Raw genomic sequence first — 19,927 nt, forward strand, 5'->3', positions numbered from 1 at the left:
AAACATGGCAGTCAATGGAAAAAGTCCCCGAATGAAAATGGACGGGACAGGAAATTCTAACGGAGAAAAGGGATTAGATGGTTACGACAGGATCAGGTGAAAAAATATGTATCAATTTGCTGGATAAGAAAAAGCCGCCTGCTTCAGAAAATCCACAGGACGGCTTGATTAAATTTTACTGAATGGTCAGGCCCTGCGGCGGCGCATCATCAATGCGGCCAGCCCCAGAAGTCCGAGGGACGCCGTGGCTGGTTCGGGAACCAGCTCCCCATTGATCTGAATGCCGGACAACCCTGCAAAACAGCCCTTGTCATAGGCCTCATGCTTGGAAGCGTCAATCGTGATGGTCAGCGACTCTCCCTCCTTCAGAATAAAACCGTTGAGAAAATCATATCCTCCCGTTCTGGTCATGTTCCAGTTTCCTGAATCGGTTCCATCCGTGGCAGCATTGAAAACAAGAGTTTGCGAACCGCCGTCTTCTATGGAAAGGGTCAGGTTGACAGGCTTGTTGCCTGTGGCCGTACCCCCGATCCATCCTTCCTGGCCTGCTACGCCATTACCAGTATTCTGGGCTTTTCCACCGCCGGTCACCCCTATCATTGTCAGGTCAATGGAAGAAATCTGCATGTCCTGGGAAGCGGTGTTGGTGAACGTAAAGGACATGCTCCAGGAGCCGCCGCTTGCTACATTGGAATTGGGAGTCACCACCGAGGCCGGGATGGAACTCTGTCCGAGCAGATCTCCGTTTTGGCCGCTGGCCGGGCTTCCGCCTTTGTTGAAATCGGAAGCGGAAATGGAAGTGGAGCTGGTCAGCCCGTATTCGGACTGGGTATTAACTGTTACCGTACCAAGACTGTTACCCGTACGGTTGAATGTCGTCGTGCACAAGACTGCAGCCTGAGCTGATGCCGCAGCCAGTGCGAGCGATGAGAGCAGGAACAAGGTTTTCTTCATAATGCTGCGAGGTAAGTTAAAGTGCCAATGGGTCGGCCTGTCCTTCTTAGCGGATTGCAAATTCGAAGTCAACATGTTTTTTTCAGGCCAAATGATTTATAGCGATTGATTCTGAGAAAAACAGTCAGGCTACCGAAGAGCGCCTTTTTATTTCATCATCATTTCATTATTTATCATCAATAAATTATATCATTTCTCAAACAAATATTCATCTTGGGCGAATTTGCAATCCGCACAGATTATCTGGAAGTTGATATTGTGTTTATTTTCATTTTCCGGGTAAAAAATCCGGAATCTGCAGATCAATAACGTCTTGCCAGAATGCAGTGGAAAAGCTACGTTTCACACGCGGACGGCCTCTTGTTATTTCTGCCCGGGAAGCCGCCTTTTCAACATGAACGGTTACTGCTACTTCATTCTGGGAATGCTGGTCCTGGCGGCCGGATATTTCACGTACGGACGCGTGCTGGAGCGGATTTTCCAGCCGGACGCGGAACGCCGGACACCGGCCGTGGCATACACGGACGGCGTGGATTACGTGGTCATGCCGCGCTGGCGCATCTTCCTGATTCAATTGCTGAACATCGCAGGGCTGGGCCCCATTTTCGGAGCCGTGATGGGGGTGCTGTACGGCCCCGCCGCCCTGCTCTGGATCGTGTTCGGCTGCATCTTCGGCGGCATGGTGCACGACTATTTCTCCGGCATGATCTCCCTGCGGCACAAAGGGGAGAACCTTCCGGAAATCCTGGGCCGCTATCTGGGAAGCCAGGCCCAGTGGATCAGCCGCGCGGCCTGCATTGTGTTCAGCGTGCTGGTGGGGGTGGTGTTCGCGGTAGGGCCTGCCGCCATTCTGGCCCCGATGACGGGGTGGAGCGTCTCCACATGGGTCTGGATCATCTTCGGCTACTATTTTCTGGCTACCATTCTGCCCATCCAGGCCATCATGGGGCGGGTGTACCCCCTCTTTTCCGTAGCGCTGATCATCATGGTGGCCGGCATCCTGGGCGTGATGCTGCTGATGCCCTTTGCGGAATCCCTGCCGTACTGGATGCACATCCCCCGCATGGAGGTGCTGCCGGACATGGACTTTTTCCACAACCGCCATCCGGCGGAATTCCCGCTGTTCCCGGTCATGTTCATCACGATTGCCTGCGGAGCCGTGAGCGGCTTCCACGCCACCCAGTCCCCCCTGATGGCCCGCTGCCTGAAAACGGAAAAGGAAGGCCTGCCCGTCTTCGGCGGGGCCATGATTACGGAAGGCATCATCGCCTTCATCTGGGCCGCAGCCGCCCTGACCTTCTACGGTTCTCCGGAAGCGCTGGGCATAGCCACCGCCAACGGGAAAGCCCCTGCCCTGGCCATCCAGATGATTTCGGAATCCTGGATGGGACATGTGGGGTCCATTCTGGTAATGATCGGCGTCGTGATCCTGCCCATCAGCACGGGAGACGGAGCCCTGCGGGTAACGCGCCTGATGATTGCCGACTGCTTCAAGCTGAACCAGGAGCAGTTGAGCCGCCGCCTGATGATCGCCATCCCCCTGTTTGCCGTGGCCATCGCCGTGAGCAGCATGGATTACAACATTATCTGGCAGTACTTCGGCTGGGCCAACCAGCTCCTGGCGGCGTCCACGCTGTGGGCCGTTTCCATTTATCTGCGCAGCAAAACCCGCTGTTGCTGGATAGCCGCCGTTCCCGCCGCGTTCCTGAGCCTGGTTGTCCTCCAATACCTGTTTTCCAGCCCGGAAATGTGCGGGTTCGGTTATGAGGCGTCGCTTATCGCCAGCGTCGTGGCGGTGGCCGTCATTGGCGTTCTCTGCCTGTTCCGCAGCTCCGGGCTGAGGGAATCGGAAGAAATTGCATAAAATACCGGAAGCCAAAACGGGAGGTCCCATGAGCTGAAGGTACGGAGCCTCCCTTCTGCGTTCCTCCACGGCATCTCCCCCGGGAGCGGCATCCCTTCCACCTATAGCCCCCGGATACTGATGCCCCCCCGGGATGCGGCCCCCAAGGCTCTTCCGGCTTGCCAGCGACACGGGGAAAAGTTAAGCTCCGCGGACAGGCGCCCTTTGCCGGGCCGCCCTGCCTGGTCCGGAATCCCGTACTGAATCCAGAAAAACGGAGGAACCAAGCATATGATTTCATGAAACATGACTCCCACACCCCCGGACCGGTTGACAAAGTGCCCTGGGGCGCCTTCTGGCGGCTCGTGCTGATCCAGGCGCAGAACTCCTTCAACGAAAAGGGGGCCCAGTTCCTGCTGATTCCCTTGGGCGTATGGCTGTACGGTACGCAGGGGGACCTGGAATATCCGCTGGGGGCCATCATCGTTCTTCCCTTCATCCTGTTTTCCCCCTTTGTCGGGTGGCTGTCCGACCGCTTCTGCAAGGCGCGCATCATTCAATTCATGGCCCTTCTCCAAATATGCGTACTGGGGGGAATGTACTGGAGCCTGCGCTCCCACAACCTGAACGGAGCCATTCTGTGGTTCTGCGTCTTTGCCTTGCAGGCCACCATTTTCAGTCCGTCAAAAAAGGGAATCGTGAAGGACATTGTGGGAACGTCCCGCATGGGATTTGCCAGCGGCATTGTGGAAATGGCCTCCATCCTCAGCCTGCTGATCGGGCAGATAGGCGTCTTCGTCTGGTTCCGCTACCTGCTGGAGCCTTCCACGGACACCGTCTGGCATCATTTGCTGGGGGACGGCTTCTTCCAGTGGTTTGACGCATGGCTGAAACCCTCCGGCCTCAGCGACGGCTGGTACGCAGCCTCCTTCCCATGTCTGGTATTCCTTCTGCTGGCCATTCCCGTGGCGATTTCCAGCTTCTATCTTCCGCGGTACGCTCCGGAAGGGTTCAGGCCTTTTTCCTGGTCTCTGTTTTACGAGCACTTCCACCAGCTTTCCAAAATGTGGAAAAACAGGAACTTGCGCGTCAGCGAAATGGGCATAGGCTACTTCTGGTTTTTTGGCGGTACCGTGATGCTGATGACCATCCAGATGGCCAAGGAAATCTCCGGCGGCGGCGACGATTTCAGCTCCGTGGGGGCCGTGCTGATGGCCTGGATGAGCGGCGGTACCGTACTGGGGGGCATCCTCGCCTCCCTGATGTGCAGGCACCACATCCGCATGAAAGTCTCCGTGGCGGGGGGTGCGCTGATGGCGTTGAGCTGCCTGGCCCTTTCCACGGTCTCCATGACTTCATCCGTCTTCTACGCCCTGCTGATGGCGGCCGGCATCTCCGCCGCCCTGTTCCTGGTGCCGCTGAACGCCTTCTTTCAGGACCGGGCGGACAACGACAAGCGCGGCGACATGATCGCCGCCGGGAACCTCGTGGACTGCGTGCTGGGCCTTGCAGCCGTGGGATTCCAATATGCCATGATGCTGGTCATCCCCCCCTCCTGGCAATTCGTCGTGATGGGCATCCTGAGCCTGTGCATGACCTGTCTGATCTTCCGTTTTTCCCGCGCAGCCGGAGGAGTGGTATGAAAAATCATTTAAAAACAGCATATTGAGATCAAAAATGCCTTTGACGCCTCTGATCCCCCGCTTCCAATTCCTGTTGGCGTGCGGCACTCTCCCGTCAGGGCACGCGATTTACTTGCAAACCGGCTTCTCTTAGGGCAACATGGGGGAACAACAAGAAGCCATGAAAAAGTATTTTACCCTTCTGCTGTGTTCCTTGTGCGCCCTGGCGGGCTTTACGGCCTGCGCCGACTCCACCGCCGGACTCAAGGACGTGAAAGTGGTCATGTCCACCACCAAGGGGGACATTGAACTGGCCCTCTATCCCTCCAAGGCGCCCGTCACTGTCGCCAACTTCCTGAACCTCATCAACAGGGGCTATTACAAGGGAGTAACCTTCCACCGGGTGATTCCGGACTTCATGATCCAGGGAGGCGACCCCCAGGGCACGGGCATGGGCGGCCCCGGCTACGAGTTTGAAGACGAATTCTCCCCGGACCTCAAACACGACGGCCCCGGCATCCTTTCCATGGCAAACCGCGGTCCCCGGACCAACGGCTCCCAGTTCTTCATCACCCACGTCGCCACGCCCCATCTTGACGGACGCCATACCGTCTTCGGGAAAGTGCTGAAGGGACAGGCCGTCGTCAACTCCATTGCCCGCGGGGACAAAATCAAGGACATCCGCATTCTGGACAAAGCTAATGCGGACGCCGTTCTGAAAGCGGAAGCCTCCCGGGTGGCCGAGTGGAACAAGACGCTGGACGCACAGAAGTAGTTCATGCTCACCTGCCCGTATTGCTCCCCCTATGGCTCCTAACGTTTTCACCCGGCTGATCGACTACATTTCCACTCCCAGGGAAGTGGAGGCAACGCCGGAAAACCTGGCCAAATGGGAGGAAAGGGCGCCCGGCTGGGTAATGCACTGCAGCAAGTGCGGTCTGGAAGAACCCTTCGGGAAATACGGCATTCTTTACAAATCATCCGGCAGGAAGAGGAACTTCGGCCGTTGTCCCCGGTGCCGCAAATGGTCCTGGCTCGTCATTGACAGAAGAAAGGAACTATCACCTCTCTTCCCCACCATTCATCAAACACATTGATCCATTCTACAACCAATCATTTATTTTTATGAAAACACTCATTAAAAACGCACGCATCATCTCTCCCGGCATCGACCTGCCCGGAGCAGCCGTGGAAATCGAAGGAACGGTCATTACCGCCGTTTATCCCGCCGGAGGTGAACTTCCCGCGGCGGACAAGGTAGTGGACGCGGAAGGCAAGATGCTCCTTCCCGGATTCATCGACATCCACAGCCACGGCGCCGGCGGCTGCGATACCTGCGACGCCAAGCTGGAAAGCCTGCGCACCATCGCGGAATGCAAAATGAAGGAAGGCGTCACCTCCTGGCTGCCGACCACCCTCACCCTGTCTCCCAAGGTACTGGAAAACGTATGCGCCACCGTGGCGGAATACATGAAAAACCAGGAATTCGCGAAGACCCCCGGCGTTCATCTGGAAGGGCCGTTCATCAATCCCAAGTGCTGCGGTGCGCAAAACCCCGCCTTTGTCCGCCAGCCGGACTATGATGAAGTAGCCAATCTCAATTCCATCGCCAAGGTGCTGCTGGTCTCCCTGGCTCCGGAAATGCCCGGCGCCGTGGACTTCATTTCGAAAGCATCCGCCGCAGGCATCCGCTGCTCCGCCGGCCACAGCGCGGCTACCCACGAGGATTTCAACAAGGCGAAAGCCGCCGGCCTGGTTCACCTGACCCACTACTGCAACCAGATGTCCCCCCTGCACCACCGTGAAATCGGACTCGTAGGTTCCGGACTGCTGGACAGGGAAATCAAGATCGAAATCATTTGCGATACCATCCACCTCTGCGCGGACATGCTTAAAACCGTATTCAAGAACAAGGAAACGGACCAGATGATGATGATTACGGACTCCCTGGCCTGTTCCTGGATGCCGGACGGCCCCGGCGACCTCGGCGGCCTGCCCATCATCGTGAAGGACGGCGTGGCCCGCCTGCAGGAATCCGGCGCCCTGGCCGGCAGCACCCTCAAATACGCCCACGGCCTGAAAAACGTACACCGCCTGACCGGCAAGCCCCTCAGCGAGCTGGTAAAGGCCACCTCCTGGAACCAGGCCCAGTCCCTGGGACTGGAAGGCCTCGGCAAGATCGCGCCCGGTTTCACGGCGGACATGGTCCTGCTGGACGATGATTTCAACACCTCCAGGGTGTTCATCGACGGCGTAGAAAAATATAGCGCCTGAATGCGCACACTGGTGTGATGGGGCGGCCTTGCCGCTCCATCACGCAGCACTTTCCCATATTCCAACATTCAATATTCACTCTCCATGGCCATTACCATTGAAATGCCCCGCCTTTCCGATTCCATGCACGAAGGGATCGTGCTGAGATGGATTAAAAAAATAGGAGACTTTGTGGAAGTGGGAGACCACCTGGCCGACATCGAAACGGAAAAGGCCCACGTGGAACTTCAGGCATGCGAGGACGGAACCCTGACGGAAATCCTGGTGCCGGAAGGCGCCACAGCCGCCGTAGGCACTCCCATTGCCCTGCTGCAATCGGAATTCGGTGCGGCCTCCTGTGACTGTCCCCCTTCCTCCCCCGCGGTGAAACTCAGTCCTCTGGCCGCCAAACTGGCGGCGCAAGCCGGGGTGGACCCCGCCGGCCTGCACGGCACCGGTCCGCACGGCAGAATCATGGCGGCGGATGTACGCGCCGCAGTCCGCAGGACCGAAGGCCCAGCCCGGAAGGTACAGACCCCCCTGGCGCCGAAGGATACGCGCCATGCCACGCGCGTGGACAACTTTTATCTTTATACCCTGGGGGCCAACATGTCCTACCTGGCCGCCATCAGCACGCCCATTGCCGTCCAGTGTGAAAAACTCATCGGGGGGCGCTACAGCCTGTTCGACTACGTCGTGCGCGCCGCCGTAAAGGCATGCCTCAGCGAACCGGAATGGCTGGCGGGAGACGCTTCCGCGGAACTGCTCATGGTGCTGGACAAGGGAGAAAAATACGTTCTCATTGAAAACGCCGGCGCCAAGACCATCTACAACATTGCCATGGAACGGTTCGCCGCACCCAAATCCGGTGCTCCCGCTCCGGGGACCGTGGCGCCCAACATCCTGCTCTGCGACAGCGGCGTGAATGTGGAAGCCCAGCGCTCCGTCATACGCGACATGCCCCACAGCATCATCAGCATCGGAGGCACGACGCCGAAGACGGGCATTGAAGCGGGGCGTCCCGTTTCCAAGCTCATCCTGCCCGTCACCCTGTACGTGAACGCCAACATCCTGCCGGAATGCAAGGCGTCCAAAATCGCCGCCGAATTCAAGACCCTGCTGGAAAACCCGGTCTTGCTGCTCCTGTAACGGCCGCCCGTTTCCTTGAACGTTCCATCCCGCCACTCTGTCTCATCAAACATGAAAAAAGTCGCCATTCTTGCCGCGCCCGGATTTGAAGAAATCGAACTCATTGCCCCGCTGGACATTCTGCGCCGGCTGAACATGGAAGTCCTGCTTGCCGGTGTGCAATCAGACAAGGTGGTCAGCGCCCACGACGTAACCGTCACCACGGACACCATGCTGGACAAGCTCCATGCCGACAAGCTGGATGCCCTGGTCCTGCCCGGCGGGGCGGCCTCCTGGATTCTTCGGGATACGCCGGAAGTCATTCATCTGGTAAAAAAAATGCATGAAGCGGGCAAGCTGGTGGCCGCCATCTGCGCCGCTCCCATCGTTCTGGCAAAAGCCGGACTGGTCAAGGACAGGGAAATTACCGCCTACCCCGCCCAGGACGTGTACCGTGAACTGAACGAGGCGGGAGCCCGCATCGTCAAGGATGAAAACGTCGTTCTTGACGGCAACATGCTCACGGCCAACGGCCCCGGAGCCGCCATGCTCTTCGGCTACTCCATCGGGGAATATCTGGGAGAAGACCTCCAGGTAGCCCAGCTCAAGGAGCAAATGTGCTACACCGGGGTGTAATCCCCGGTAACAGGAACAGCGGGCGCACGGCAGAAAATCAAAAAGGTCATGTTCTCTTGCGGAAGAGTATTTCTCAGGATAAACTGGATATCAGGGACTTGAGGCGGTAGTACCGCCCGCGCCTGCCGCTGCATCCCGACATGAGCCTGTTGTAAATTCCAGCAACCGGATTGGCTTTCACAGGCTCTGCGCGCAAAAGGCGGCAAAAAGCGCGGTCCCACTTGTTTAATCCCACGGGGTCAGCGCCTGTTTCCATGCCGTGCAGCCATTTCCGGCAGCGCTGCACCAAAGCTTGGCTTTCCTGCTTATTCAGCTTTTGGAAAATTTCCTCTCCGGAAGTGACGTGGGACAACAAATAACGCTTCATGATATGGGCCAGCCATCCCCGGCTCACAGCGGCATCCAGCCAGCCGATCTGCTCCCAGCAGGCGGTTACGTATTCCAGCCGGGCCATATCCAATGAATAGGGGCATCCCTGTTCCTCCCACGCATGGGAAACGGTTCCTTGCCTCTTCCTGCGGTACCAGTACAACCGGTCAGGTACCACAACGAGGCACCCGGCATACGGCAGCACCATCAGCCAGAATACGTCATCCTCCCCCCTTCTGAAGGAAGGTTCAAAACGAACTCCGCATTTATTCAGGAATTCCTTTTTATACAACTTATTGCACGTAACGACGTCCATCTTCATCCAGACGGAATCCGCATGGAAAAAACTTGACCGCGCCTCCTTCTCCACACCGAAACCGGGGGACCTGCTCAACTCTTCCAGCACGGAGCCGTTTTCATCGGAAAAACTGGTATATCCGCAAGCCACAACATCAGCATCATGCGTCCAAATTTCCTCCATCAGACGGCCATACATGGAATGTTCCACATAATCATCCGGGTCGGCAAACGCGATGTATTCGCCAGAAGCCATATCCATGCCAACATTGCGGGCAGAGGCCTGCCCGCCGTTTTCCCGGTCAACCACCCGGATGCGGCGGTCTCTTGCCGCCCACGAGTGAAGCACGGCCAATGTCCCATCCGTGGAGCCGTCATTGATACAGATGATTTCCAGGGACTCCCAGGTTTGGCGGACCAGGCTTTCCAGGCACTGGTCCAGATACGGAGCTACATTGTAGCAAGGCAGAATAACGGAAACCGTACCACTTATGGAAGATTCAACTCTCATCATTCAGCTCCTCATGCTCTTCACCGGCAGCAATTTCCAGGGCCGCAGTTTTTTCCCCTCCCTTCCCTTCCGGGAGAGACAGTCTCCAGCATACTTCGTAATAACGGCCGCGGCGCCCACGGCAACGGGAAAGGAACTTCCACGATGCGCGTGACAGCCAGCCGGCTCCTTCCGGCGGAGCGGCAAGCAAACGGCAAAAGGCAAAATCCCATTTTCCCAGGGACCGGAAAGCATCCATATTTCCCACCATCGCAAACCACTTCCGGCATCTGGCACGGAGCAAGGCCCACTCCGCCTCACTCAACTGTGGCAGAGGATAATCCTGGGCCAGAAAATGGCCCAGCAAATAAACCCGCAGTGCCTGGGAAACCCAGCCCTGAGCCAGCCCGGAATCCAGCCAGCCGACCTTCTTCCAATACTCCGTCGCATGCATCAACCGTTCCACGGCAATCATGAAAGGGGCTCCCCGCTCGTCCCAGGAGGAGGAAATGGAACCTTCCCGCTGCCTGCGGTACCAGTACAGGCGGTCCGGAATCACAGCTACGCGGGTTGCATGCGGCAGCAGCATCAGGCAAAAAACATCATCCTCCGCGGCCCGGAATGAGGTTTCAAACCGGAGATGGTGCCTGTTTAAAAAGTCTTTCCTGTACAACTTGTTCCAGACAACGACATCCGTCCGCATCCAGAGGGCGTTCAGATGGAATGAACTGGATTTCACGTTTTCCTCCACTCCGGCGGCCGGAGACCGGCTCCATTTTTCCAGCAATTTCCCATCATGGTCGGAAAAACCGGCATAGCCGCACGCCGTGATGTCCGCATCATGCCTGCGGGCCTCTTCCAGCAGGCGTGCATACATGGAATGCTCTACATAGTCGTCCGGATCTGCAAAGCCGATATATTCCCCTTCGGCCACATCCATGCCGGTGTTGCGGGCGGCGCCCTGTCCCCCGTTTTCGCGGTCAATGACCCGAATGCGGCTGTCCCGCCGCGCCCATGCACTTAAAAGGGCCGGGGTATCATCCGTAGAGCCGTCGTTCACGCAGATAATTTCAATATCCGGCATGGTCTGGTTCACTAAACTGTCAAGGCAGGCATCCAGATACGGAGCTACATTATAACAGGGAACGATGATGGATACGGCAACAGTCATGAATGTGAAAAGATAATTGTTTCATTTATGGGCGGTTAAAAGCATCCGCAGGGTATAATAGCGGCCCCGGCGACCGCGGCGGTGGGAAAGAAGTTTCCATCGGATACGGGCCATCCAGCCGGGATGTTCCGCGGGACAGCCCAGCAAATGGCAGAAGGAAGTTTCCCATTTATCCAGCTTTCCGAGCCTTTCCACGTTCCCCACCAAAGAAAACCACTCCCGGCACTTGCCGTGCAGCCATTCCCATTCCTCCCCACTTAACTGTGGAAGCGGCTTGTGCGCAGGCACCAGGCGTTTCAAAAGATAATACCACAAGGCATGCAACACCCATCCTCTCTCCAACCCGGAATCCAGCCAGCCGACTTTTTTCCAATAAACCGTTGCATGGACCAGGCGCTCCACATCCAGCGTGCAAGGGCAGCCACATTCTTCCCACGCACGTGAAATAGCGCCCTCCCTCTGCTTGCGGTACCAGTAAAGCCGGTCCGGTATCACAGCCAAACGGTTTGCATGTGCAAGCAGCATCAGATAGAATACATCATCCTCCCCCTTTCTGAAAGAAGGCTCAAAACGAAGGCCGTATTTGTCCAGAAATTCTTTTTTGTACAGTTTGTTCCAAGCTAAAACGCCCATCCTCTTCCAAACGGAATCCTCATGAAACACGCTTGACTGCAATTTTTCTTCCACTCCGGCAACCGGAGACCAGCACCATTCCTCCAGTACCATTCCATCGCCATCGGAAAAACCAGTATAACCACATGCGGTAATCTCCGCATCATGCCTGCGGGCTTCTTCCAGCAGACGGGCATACATGGAATGTTCCACGTAGTCGTCCGGGTCCACAAAGCCGATGTATTCCCCGGACGCCAACTCCATGCCGGTATTACGGGCCACGGAAAGGCCACCGTTTTCCCGGTCAATCACCCGCACGCGGCTGTCCCGTTCCTCCCAGGCGCGCAGCAAGGCCGGGGTACCGTCCGTGGACCCGTCGTTCACACAAATAATTTCAATATCCCGGAGAGTCTGGCGCACCAGGCTGTCCATGCAGGCATCCACATAAGGAGCTACATTATAACAGGGGACAATGATGGATACGGTTACCGCCATGTAATGCAATCCTCATGTAACGGATTAGAAATCCGAAGTCAAACCAAACAGCCAGGCTGAAAAGGGCATACACATTGCCAGAGGCACTTTCCTGAAAAAAGATTTTCTCATGAGCTTCTTTCCAGGGTTTAACATAATTGTCTTATTCACAACCGATAGCCTATCTTGGGAAAAATCGCCGACAGTCTTCCGAATTTCTAATCCGTATGATAAATCCACATCATAAGCGTTTTTACCGCAGAAATTTTCCCATACTGTGAATAACGGAGAAAAGCAGTTGCAGACGTGTTTCAGACTTTCTCCACAACGCACCGGAATTCATCCTCATTATGAAACCGGGCTTCCTTCTTTCATCATTTCCTGCATAAGGCTTCTTCACAGACAACAGGACTTTCTCCCTGGCGGACATTCCGCCTTCATGGAAGGGGCGGAGAGGGAAGGCAACAGGCGGAAATCCGCCGTCCGGGCTGAGGGCAGACAGGCGGCAACAACAGGCAACCAGAGAAAATACAGCAGTTTCATGTTCTGGGTAGCCAGGGTGAGGGGCATGAAAGAAGAGCGGGCCTTCTTCCATCCCAATCCCGGTAACACATCAATCCCCGCATGACAATTTGTTTGTTACAAACACATCCTGCGTACCGGCGCAGAACGCCCGGAATCAGAATTCATGGAGAAGGAATGAGCCTGCCCCGTTCAGAAATGGAAACGGACGGCGGTGAACCAGGTCCAGCCGTCGAAACATTTGGCTCCGCCGCGCGCGCCGCTGGTAGCGGTATATTCACCGCCCACCATGAATTTCAGCATGTCCGGGTCTTTCGGGAACACATAATAATTCAACCCAAAGTAAAACGAGTTCATCGTACTCACCCATTTGGGATAAGTCGTCACGGCGGGAACGTAGCGGACAAACATTTTGACCGCATCCCTTCCATGGGAAAGCTGATACCGGAAGATGCCCTCCAGATGGGGGGAAAACCTGTAGGAAGGCAGAAGGACAAGCCCGTAAACATTCTCTCCGTAGGCATCCCCCACCACGCGGAATCCGGACATCAGCTCCGTCACCATGGAAAACTTCCCCTGGGACATTACCCAGTCCATCGTCACCACATCCCTGGCCCCCAGCCCCGAATAGTAGGAGTCTTCCGGCAGGGCGCGTCCCGCGTAATGGGTGAAATTATGCGCATAAGTCAGCCAGACACGGCTTTTCTCCCCCGGCAGAAAGCCACGGGCATCCATATGGACGGAGGCTTTCGCAAAGGCACTGTCCTCCGTATTGAACTGGATTTCATGAGCCAGGCTGGTACTGGTGTCATTCAGGAAAACAGCCGCTTCCCACCCCACGGGAACATCCTGCCGCGGATTTTCCAGCACGACGCCCCAGTTGGAAATGCTGCCGAGCTGGTTGACAAGGTCCGAACGTTCCAGAGTCTTGATCTCGCTGGCCGTCTCCCGGAATTCGGTCATCATCTTCGTAGTGATCTTTCCGGCGCGCACAAAAAAGGAAGGGTTGATCTTGTACTTGAGATAAAGCTCAAAAATGCCCCAGTCCGTCTTTGTCCGGCTCCATCGGCCGTTTTCCAGCTTGTACATGCCGTCCGTCTCCCCCATGTTGGTCAGACTGTGCAGAGTCAGGCGGTTTTTCAGGAAAACGGCTTCAAAGCCGATCTGAAGGCGCCGCCACTCATCCTCATGGCCGCCGGAACCCTTCCGGAATTTGTTGGCTCCGGACGGAGCCACCCACGCCGCCTGATACTGCCCGGTCAGCAGAAGCTTGAACTGGTTCAGAAATTCCGAATCCTTGTTCTTGTAAAGATAGGGCATCTCCTTCAACCGGGCATAAAGCCCGTCCTCCGCCGGATGCTCGGGAGCCTTCACGGCAGCACCTGGCCCCGCAGGGCCGGAAGCTTTCCAGGCGGAGCCGTCGGCCTTTGCGGAAACAGGCCCCAGAACCAGGGCCGCAAGAAGAAAACAGAAGATGCGGATATACATGTCTTCCTAGGAAGACATGTCCACGCCCTTTCCCTGTTGAACGTATGCCGGAGGATGCCAGGCTTCCCGGCCTGAGAAGTCCGGACAAAATTCTCCATTTCCGCCCTGCCATCAGGAAGGAGAAAATCGCCCGGCAGGCACGGTCTTACGGAGGCGAAGACGGACATTCTTCAACGGGACGGCATCAAGGCCGGATATATCCAACATACTCATTATCAAAATAAAAAAAAGGACATTCATGCCGGCTCCCGTGTACCTGCAAACAGACGGAAATAAGGCAAGCGCGCTTCCTCTCTCCCAGCTCTTGCGAAACGCGTGGAATCATTCGCTACTCATGCGGCTTGTGCGGCTCCAGCATTTGCTGGCGCTCCCGCTCCTTGTCCTTGGCAAGCCGACGCGCCTCCTTGGTCAGGTACTGCTGCAGGCGGAAGGCCTTCTGGCCCTTTTTGCGCACAACGTGCTCGGAAGTGCCGTCCGGCAGAATGTTGCACGCCTGCACGTTATCCCTGAAGCAGGCATCCAGAATGGACTTGAGGCGCCGCGCCAGCCTGCCGTTGATCACCGGAACCATGAGTTCCACCCTCTTATCCAGATTGCGGGTCATCCAGTCCGCGCTGGCGATAAAGAGCTGATGGTTGCCGCCGTGGTGGAAGAAGAAAATGCGGGCATGTTCCAGATAGCGGTCCACAATGCTGACGACACGGATGACTTTCCCGTTGGGACGCGGCCCCGTTTTCAAGCAGCAGATGCCGCGCACGTTCAGTTCAATGTCCACTCCGGCATCGGCGGCCCTGTACAGGGCGTCAATGATTTCCACATCCTGAAGGCTGTTCATCTTGGCGGAAATTCGTGCGGGTTCGCCCTGCCGGGCGCGCTCCGCCTCCCCCTCAATCAATTCAATGAGACGGGCCTTCATCAGCGCCGGAGAGGGGTACAGCTTGCGGAACCGCATGAGTTTGGTGCGGCCCGTCACGGAATTGAAGAACTGGGAGGCGTCCGCCCCGAGCTGGTCATCGCAGGTGAGGTAGGAAATATCCGTGTAAATCTTGGCCGTGACTTCATTGTAATTTCCCGTGCCGAAATGGCAATAGCGGCGCAGCATGCCCTGTTCCCTGCGTACGACCAGGCAGATTTTTGCATGGGTTTTCAGCCCCTTGACGCCATAAACCACCTGCACGCCGGAGCGCTGGAGTTCCTCCGCCTTTTCCAGATTGCGCGCTTCGTCAAACCTGGCCTTCAATTCCACCAGCGCCGTCACCTGCTTGCCGCTCTCCGCCGCCTTTTTCAGTGCGGCCACGATGCGGGAATTCCTGGCGGTACGGTACAGCACCTGCTTGATGGCGATGACGTCCGGATCTTCCGCCGCTTCCTCCACCAGACGCAGGACCGGCTCAAAACTTTCATAAGGATGGTTGAGCAGAATGTCCCCGTTGGCGATGTTTTCAAAGATGCTGACGGCGGGATCCACCGCGGGCGACGGCTGCGGAGACCATTGCTCCACCTTGAGCTGGTCATTGCCGGGGGCAAAGGCCATTTCCATGAAGTCGGAAAGCATCAAAGGCCCCTTGAGGTCGTAGGTCTCCTCCTTGCCTGCGCCGACGATCTGCATGATCCGGTCATGAAGGGGAACGGGAGCGGAAGATTCTATTTCCAGCCGTACGCACTCGGAGAATTTACGGGCCACAAGCACTTCTTCCATTTCATCCGCCAGGTCCAGCGCATCTTCCTCCTGCACGGCGATATCTCCATTGCGCGTGACGCGGAACACGGCGGCGGAAAGAACGGTTTCTCCCGGGAAAACGGAACCTATGCATTCCCGCACCAGGTCTTCCAGCATCACGTAGCGCTCCGTTTCCGCAGAAGGCACGGGAACGCGGCGCGGCAGGCCGTCCGGGAGGGCCACCACGCTCACGCGTACGTCCCCGGTCTCATTGTCCCGCAATTCCACCCCCATCAGGAGCTTGAGGGACGGGAGGGCCGGAGCTTCCGGCGCATCCATGTCCAGCGGCGTCAGGAGGGGGAAAATCTGGTTGTTGAAATATTGTTCCAGCGTCAGCTTCTGGGAGGTGCTGAGGTCTTCCAGAGCCAGGGGATTAATGCCGTTGACTTCCATCCACGGCAGGATTTCCTCATGGAAAAGCCGGTACTGGTCTTCAATCATGCGCCCCACACGGGTACGGATGGCTTTCAACTGGCGGGTCGGAGTCATTCCGGAAATGTCCTTCACGCGGGAACCGGAATGCCTGAGCATTTGGAGGCCGCCCACGCGCACCATGAAAAATTCGTCCAGGTTGGAGGCGGTAATGGCCAGGAACTTGAGCCGTTCCAGAAGAGGAAGGTCCGTCCGCACGGCCTGGTCCAGCACACGCTGGTTGAATTCCAGCCAGGAAAGTTCTCTGTTGATGTATTCGTTAGACATGGGAAAAAGGAGATGAGAATTACTGCAGCAGGGTCACCTCTGCGGAACCAGCACGACGTCATAGCCGAAAATGTCCGCAAACAAGTCGCCCTTCAGCCGCAGGGCCAGGTCTTCCACGGCGGTTTCCCGCACGCCCTGAAGTTCCAGTTCCAGCATCCGGCCGCGGATATGGGCCCTGACGCCGTTCACGCGCTGGGCGTGCCCGCGCTCCAGGGCATCCGCCACGCGCAGGATGGCGGCCATTTTCGCCACGCGCATGCGGTCCGTGAGTTCCAGCTCCCCGTACATGGGATCGGAATTGGAAGGGACTTCATGCCGGTGGTAACGGGCCAGCAGGGCCACGGTTTCCACGTCGTCGCGCGAAAGACCGAAGATTTCACTGTTCAGAATGATGTATTGGGAATGAAGCTGGTGGTTCTGCTGGCTGATGAAAGACCCCACTTCATGGAGGATGGAGGCTACCTCCAGCAGCAGCCGGTCATGCTCCGAAAGGCGGTGCAGGTCCTGAAGCTGGTCGAACATTTCCATGCACAGGTGCGCCACATGTTCCCGGTGCCCCTTGTCCGCCTTGTACCTGTCCGCCAAAATGCCGGCAAAATGCAGAACTTCCGCCTCCAGATCCTCCGGATGCCGTTCCGCGCGAATAAGACTGCCGAGAAATTCCTCGTCATAGCCGCTGTCGGGAATGATGACGTCATTCAGGTCCAGGCTGCGGGCGATCATCTCCGTCATCAGCACGGCGGGCAGCAGGGAATCCACCCCGGCAAAGTCGGCGCCGTAAACGTTCATGCGCTGCTCCATGGTCGTGCGGGACATTTTTTCGGCTTCCGCCACCAGCGCGGGGCAGGAAACCTTGCCCTCCGCAGACGGATTCAGGCGCTCCCGCAACTGCTGCATTTCCTGCCCGATGACAACCAGGCCGGCCAGCCCCTTGACGCCGCCGTAATCCAGGCAGATCTGGTCCACCTGCCCGCGCATGTGCTCCCGGAGCAGGGAAAGTTCCGTGACGTCGTCCCCGTATTCGATCTCTCCGACGGCCTCGCCCGTGCGGTGCGTTCCCAGACGGTAGCAGGAATAGCGCATGATGCGCCCCTTCTGGAACAGAAGCACGCGGGTATTTCCCGGTCCGGTATGGACCACCAGCACCTTCTTCTTGCTGAATCCGGGATACCGTGCCAGTGTTTCCTGCACCTTCACATAAATGAGGCGTGTCATCTTGCCGTCGTCAATGCGGCGGCCGCGCAAGCCGTGGGCCACGTGCATCCGGTTTACGAATACGTCCACATTGTCCGCTTCCGAGATGATGTTGGAGATCATCAGCCGGACGGAAAGCCGGGCGCCTGTTCCATATTCCTTGAGAATTTCCAGGTAATCCCCGATGATCTGCACGCAGCGGTCCATCGTATGGCGGGAAATGCGGTGAAGGCGGAAAATATCCCGCGCCATGGGAACGGGCTGCTGGAGAAAATCCAGCATGCGCATCCTGTCCTGAACCACCTCCGCCACCATCAGGCTCATGGAACTGGGCCCCAGGTAGATAACCGCCTGCGTTGATATTTCAGAATCCTGAACCTGATCGCCTTGCATCATTGCCTTACCATGTATTGTTTCCCCTGCCGTACGACAAGAACGGCGGCGTGACAACAATGTCACGCCGGCCCTTCCAGCAAATGGAAGAATAAGGGATTTGCCATTTGACGGCAAGAGATAAGCGCGGCTCCTTTTTCCGGCGGGGCCCCGGCTTTTCCGGGGGCCTACTTCCCATAGGCGGCCAGCACAGGCACCAGGCGCGGGACAAGCCGCCTCATGCAGAAGAACAGCCCCGCCAGTACGCTGAAAATGACAGGCACCAGGCAAAGCCAGAGAACGTCCCAGGAGGTTCCCTTCAACGTGATCCAGCCGCTTTCCCGCAGCAGAATGATGACAATGTAATGCGTCCCAAAGATGAAGAAGCAGGCCGGAGCAAGCCCCGCGACCCAACGGGCGGCGCGCGGGAACCACTCCGTGAACAAAATGGCGAGGGACATCAAACCCAGCATGCCCAGCGCAATGAGCATGGAATTGTGCTGGTCCCTGTGGCCTACCAGCCACCAGGTAAGCACCAGCGTACAGAGAAGGAAGGATACGGCGTACCGGCGCACGGCGGCCGTCAAATCCGTCAGGGGATAGCGGGAAATGAACATTCCCAGCAGAAAAAAGCCGAGACTGTTGGCAATGGGATAGTCATGGTCCGCCAGGTCCAGCGCAAAATAATTCAGGGAAAGCATGAGCAGCCCCACCCAGAGCAGATAGCTTCCCAGCCGGTGCAGGAGAGGAGCCACGGCGGTATAAATGATGATGTCCCGGAGGAACCACATGGGGGCGTCCACAGGATGCCCCGCAATGCCCATGCAGCGCGCAAACGCCGCCAGAGCAGGCCAGAAGCCGCTTCCCGGCTCCCCGCGCAGCCACGCGTACAGGGGAACGTAGGACTCATAATATTCATGCAGAGGAGACCAGCCGATCAGGACGGCCGCGGCCATTCCCCAGATCAGATAGGGACGCAGCAGAAACCAGCTGCGCTTCCACAGGAAAAGACGTCCGTCCAGGGAACCGAACGAACCGCGCCCGACAAAATATCCGGCAACCAGCAGAAAGAAAGGGGTGCGCGCCGCCAGAAACTCCGCCCAGACCCAGCGGTAGAGTTCCGCCGAATAAAAAGCCATGTGATTGGCAATGATCAGGATGCAGGCAACGACCCGCGCCACGTCCACCCAGACCATGCGGTGAGTGGCCGTTTTTTCAAAAATCACGGAATCGGGAATGGGGGCGGCAGGCGTCATGATTCCCTTTCCGTCAGGATTTTAGAGGGGAGCAATCCCGAGCTGTTCGGGAAGCGCAATCCGGGGGCGCTCCGTCACAATGAGGGGTGCGCCGTCTGTCACGATGACGGTATGTTCAAAGTGGGCGGAGGGCTTGCCGTCCGCCGTGATCACCGTCCAGCCGTCATCCAGGATTTTGACGGAAGGTCTGCCGGCGTTTACCATGGGTTCAATCGCCAGAGCCATGCCCTTTTTCAGGCGCGGCAGTTTGTAATGGGGGCGGTAATTCGGAATCTGGGGCTCCTCGTGCAAATGGCGGCCTATGCCGTGGCCGACAAAGTCCCTCACCACCGTAAAGCCGCGAGGCCGCACAAAGGCTTCCACCGCGCCGCACACGTCCGCCAGCAGGGCTCCGGGCCTCACCAGTTCGATGGCGCGGAACAGGGATTCCTCCGTGGCGGCCAGAAGGCGGAGCGTTTCAGGAGCCACCATGCCCACGGGCACGGTCATGGCGTTGTCTCCATACCAGCCGTCCACAATAGCGCCCACGTCCAGGCTCACAATATCACCGTTTTCAATACGGCGGGGGCCGCCGCTGCCGTGCACGACTTCCTCATTCACGGAAATGCAAAGCTGGCCGGGAAAACCGCGGTACTGGTAAAAGGCGTTGCCTACCTTGTGCTTCTTGAAAATCTCACGCGCAATGTCGTCTATTTCCCGCGTCGTACGGCCCGCATGGACCTCCGCCCCGATCTCCATCAAGATTTCCGCCGTGACGGCCCCGGCTTTCTGCATCTTGGCGATTTCACCGGGAGACTTGATGTGGATTCGTTCTGCCATGAGATTCG

General features: G+C 57.3%; 16 protein-coding genes. 7 read left to right on the top strand and 9 right to left on the bottom strand.

Features of this window, described 5'->3' with window-relative positions:
- Window positions 1–186: 186 nt before the first annotated feature.
- Window positions 187–954, bottom strand: a complete 768-nt coding sequence (locus tag HMPREF3039_RS11910) for a PEP-CTERM sorting domain-containing protein (RefSeq protein WP_167506748.1) — start codon at window positions 952–954, stop codon at window positions 187–189.
- A 394-nt stretch (window positions 955–1,348) separates the two neighbouring features.
- On the opposite strand from HMPREF3039_RS11910, the gene HMPREF3039_RS11915 reads away from it, so the two are divergent.
- From HMPREF3039_RS11915 to HMPREF3039_RS11945, 7 genes are all read left to right on the top strand, one after another.
- Entirely contained in the window at window positions 1,349–2,818 is a 1,470-nt protein-coding gene (locus HMPREF3039_RS11915; RefSeq protein WP_067572266.1) for a carbon starvation CstA family protein, read from the top strand.
- A gap of 278 nt (window positions 2,819–3,096) precedes the next feature.
- The gene (locus HMPREF3039_RS11920; RefSeq protein ID WP_067572264.1) at window positions 3,097–4,440 is read left to right on the top strand and encodes an MFS transporter; all 1,344 of its coding nucleotides are present in this window, start codon (window positions 3,097–3,099) and stop codon (window positions 4,438–4,440) included.
- Between the two features lie 160 nt (window positions 4,441–4,600).
- Window positions 4,601–5,194 carry a peptidylprolyl isomerase gene (locus tag HMPREF3039_RS11925; RefSeq protein WP_082770127.1) on the top strand — a complete coding sequence of 198 codons (594 nt, stop codon included), beginning with the start codon at window positions 4,601–4,603 and terminating at the stop codon, window positions 5,192–5,194.
- A gap of 31 nt (window positions 5,195–5,225) precedes the next feature.
- Entirely contained in the window at window positions 5,226–5,516 is a 291-nt protein-coding gene (locus tag HMPREF3039_RS11930) for a hypothetical protein (protein WP_067572262.1), read from the top strand.
- Window positions 5,517–5,544: 28 nt separating this feature from the next.
- Window positions 5,545–6,693 carry an N-acetylglucosamine-6-phosphate deacetylase gene (gene nagA, locus HMPREF3039_RS11935; RefSeq protein WP_067572258.1) on the top strand — a complete coding sequence of 383 codons (1,149 nt, stop codon included), beginning with the start codon at window positions 5,545–5,547 and terminating at the stop codon, window positions 6,691–6,693.
- A gap of 84 nt (window positions 6,694–6,777) precedes the next feature.
- Window positions 6,778–7,821 carry a biotin/lipoyl-containing protein gene (locus HMPREF3039_RS11940; RefSeq protein WP_067572256.1) on the top strand — a complete coding sequence of 348 codons (1,044 nt, stop codon included), beginning with the start codon at window positions 6,778–6,780 and terminating at the stop codon, window positions 7,819–7,821.
- A 51-nt stretch (window positions 7,822–7,872) separates the two neighbouring features.
- On the top strand, window positions 7,873–8,436 hold the full coding sequence (locus HMPREF3039_RS11945; protein ID WP_067572254.1) for a DJ-1 family glyoxalase III: 564 nt from the start codon (window positions 7,873–7,875) through the stop codon (window positions 8,434–8,436).
- A gap of 73 nt (window positions 8,437–8,509) precedes the next feature.
- Here HMPREF3039_RS11945 and HMPREF3039_RS11950 read toward each other — a convergent pair whose 3' ends face one another.
- From HMPREF3039_RS11950 to map, 8 genes are all read right to left on the bottom strand, one after another.
- A complete protein-coding gene (locus HMPREF3039_RS11950; RefSeq protein ID WP_067572253.1) occupies window positions 8,510–9,616 on the bottom strand; it encodes a glycosyltransferase family 2 protein in 1,107 nt (368 codons plus the stop codon).
- Window positions 9,603–10,763 carry a glycosyltransferase family 2 protein gene (locus tag HMPREF3039_RS11955; protein WP_067952154.1) on the bottom strand — a complete coding sequence of 387 codons (1,161 nt, stop codon included), beginning with the start codon at window positions 10,761–10,763 and terminating at the stop codon, window positions 9,603–9,605. Before HMPREF3039_RS11955 ends, HMPREF3039_RS11950 begins: the two co-directional genes overlap by 14 nt.
- Before the next feature lie 21 nt (window positions 10,764–10,784).
- Complete coding sequence (locus HMPREF3039_RS11960; protein ID WP_067572249.1) at window positions 10,785–11,870, bottom strand: glycosyltransferase; 1,086 nt, start codon at window positions 11,868–11,870, stop codon at window positions 10,785–10,787.
- A 693-nt stretch (window positions 11,871–12,563) separates the two neighbouring features.
- The gene (locus HMPREF3039_RS11970; RefSeq protein ID WP_067572245.1) at window positions 12,564–13,859 is read right to left on the bottom strand and encodes a hypothetical protein; all 1,296 of its coding nucleotides are present in this window, start codon (window positions 13,857–13,859) and stop codon (window positions 12,564–12,566) included.
- 328 nt (window positions 13,860–14,187) lie between these two features.
- Window positions 14,188–16,278 (bottom strand): polyphosphate kinase 1, encoded by a 2,091-nt coding sequence (gene ppk1, locus HMPREF3039_RS11975; protein ID WP_067572243.1) that lies wholly within the window; start codon window positions 16,276–16,278, stop codon window positions 14,188–14,190.
- Window positions 16,279–16,311: 33 nt separating this feature from the next.
- The gene (locus tag HMPREF3039_RS11980) at window positions 16,312–17,868 is read right to left on the bottom strand and encodes a Ppx/GppA phosphatase family protein (RefSeq protein WP_067572241.1); all 1,557 of its coding nucleotides are present in this window, start codon (window positions 17,866–17,868) and stop codon (window positions 16,312–16,314) included.
- 164 nt (window positions 17,869–18,032) lie between these two features.
- Window positions 18,033–19,100: an acyltransferase family protein gene (locus HMPREF3039_RS11985; RefSeq protein ID WP_067572240.1), complete on the bottom strand. Its 1,068-nt coding sequence runs from the start codon at window positions 19,098–19,100 to the stop codon at window positions 18,033–18,035.
- Window positions 19,101–19,121: 21 nt separating this feature from the next.
- On the bottom strand, window positions 19,122–19,919 hold the full coding sequence (gene map, locus HMPREF3039_RS11990) for a type I methionyl aminopeptidase (protein ID WP_067572238.1): 798 nt from the start codon (window positions 19,917–19,919) through the stop codon (window positions 19,122–19,124).
- Window positions 19,920–19,927: the final 8 nt, after the last annotated feature.

This window comes from Akkermansia sp. KLE1798 (genome assembly GCF_001580195.1).
Classification (GTDB): Bacteria; Verrucomicrobiota; Verrucomicrobiia; order Verrucomicrobiales; family Akkermansiaceae; genus Akkermansia; species Akkermansia biwaensis.

Coding starts and splice junctions, on each gene's coding strand:
- HMPREF3039_RS11910 (WP_167506748.1), bottom strand. CDS start 954: ATGAAGAAAACCTTGTTCCTGCTCTCATCGCTCGCACTGGCTGCGGCA.
- HMPREF3039_RS11915 (WP_067572266.1), top strand. CDS start 1,349: ATGAACGGTTACTGCTACTTCATTCTGGGAATGCTGGTCCTGGCGGCC.
- HMPREF3039_RS11920 (WP_067572264.1), top strand. CDS start 3,097: ATGAAACATGACTCCCACACCCCCGGACCGGTTGACAAAGTGCCCTGG.
- HMPREF3039_RS11925 (WP_082770127.1), top strand. CDS start 4,601: ATGAAAAAGTATTTTACCCTTCTGCTGTGTTCCTTGTGCGCCCTGGCG.
- HMPREF3039_RS11930 (WP_067572262.1), top strand. CDS start 5,226: ATGGCTCCTAACGTTTTCACCCGGCTGATCGACTACATTTCCACTCCC.
- nagA (WP_067572258.1), top strand. CDS start 5,545: ATGAAAACACTCATTAAAAACGCACGCATCATCTCTCCCGGCATCGAC.
- HMPREF3039_RS11940 (WP_067572256.1), top strand. CDS start 6,778: ATGGCCATTACCATTGAAATGCCCCGCCTTTCCGATTCCATGCACGAA.
- HMPREF3039_RS11945 (WP_067572254.1), top strand. CDS start 7,873: ATGAAAAAAGTCGCCATTCTTGCCGCGCCCGGATTTGAAGAAATCGAA.
- HMPREF3039_RS11950 (WP_067572253.1), bottom strand. CDS start 9,616: ATGATGAGAGTTGAATCTTCCATAAGTGGTACGGTTTCCGTTATTCTG.
- HMPREF3039_RS11955 (WP_067952154.1), bottom strand. CDS start 10,763: ATGACTGTTGCCGTATCCATCATCGTTCCCTGTTATAATGTAGCTCCG.
- HMPREF3039_RS11960 (WP_067572249.1), bottom strand. CDS start 11,870: ATGGCGGTAACCGTATCCATCATTGTCCCCTGTTATAATGTAGCTCCT.
- HMPREF3039_RS11970 (WP_067572245.1), bottom strand. CDS start 13,859: ATGTATATCCGCATCTTCTGTTTTCTTCTTGCGGCCCTGGTTCTGGGG.
- ppk1 (WP_067572243.1), bottom strand. CDS start 16,278: ATGTCTAACGAATACATCAACAGAGAACTTTCCTGGCTGGAATTCAAC.
- HMPREF3039_RS11980 (WP_067572241.1), bottom strand. CDS start 17,868: ATGATGCAAGGCGATCAGGTTCAGGATTCTGAAATATCAACGCAGGCG.
- HMPREF3039_RS11985 (WP_067572240.1), bottom strand. CDS start 19,100: ATGACGCCTGCCGCCCCCATTCCCGATTCCGTGATTTTTGAAAAAACG.
- map (WP_067572238.1), bottom strand. CDS start 19,919: ATGGCAGAACGAATCCACATCAAGTCTCCCGGTGAAATCGCCAAGATG.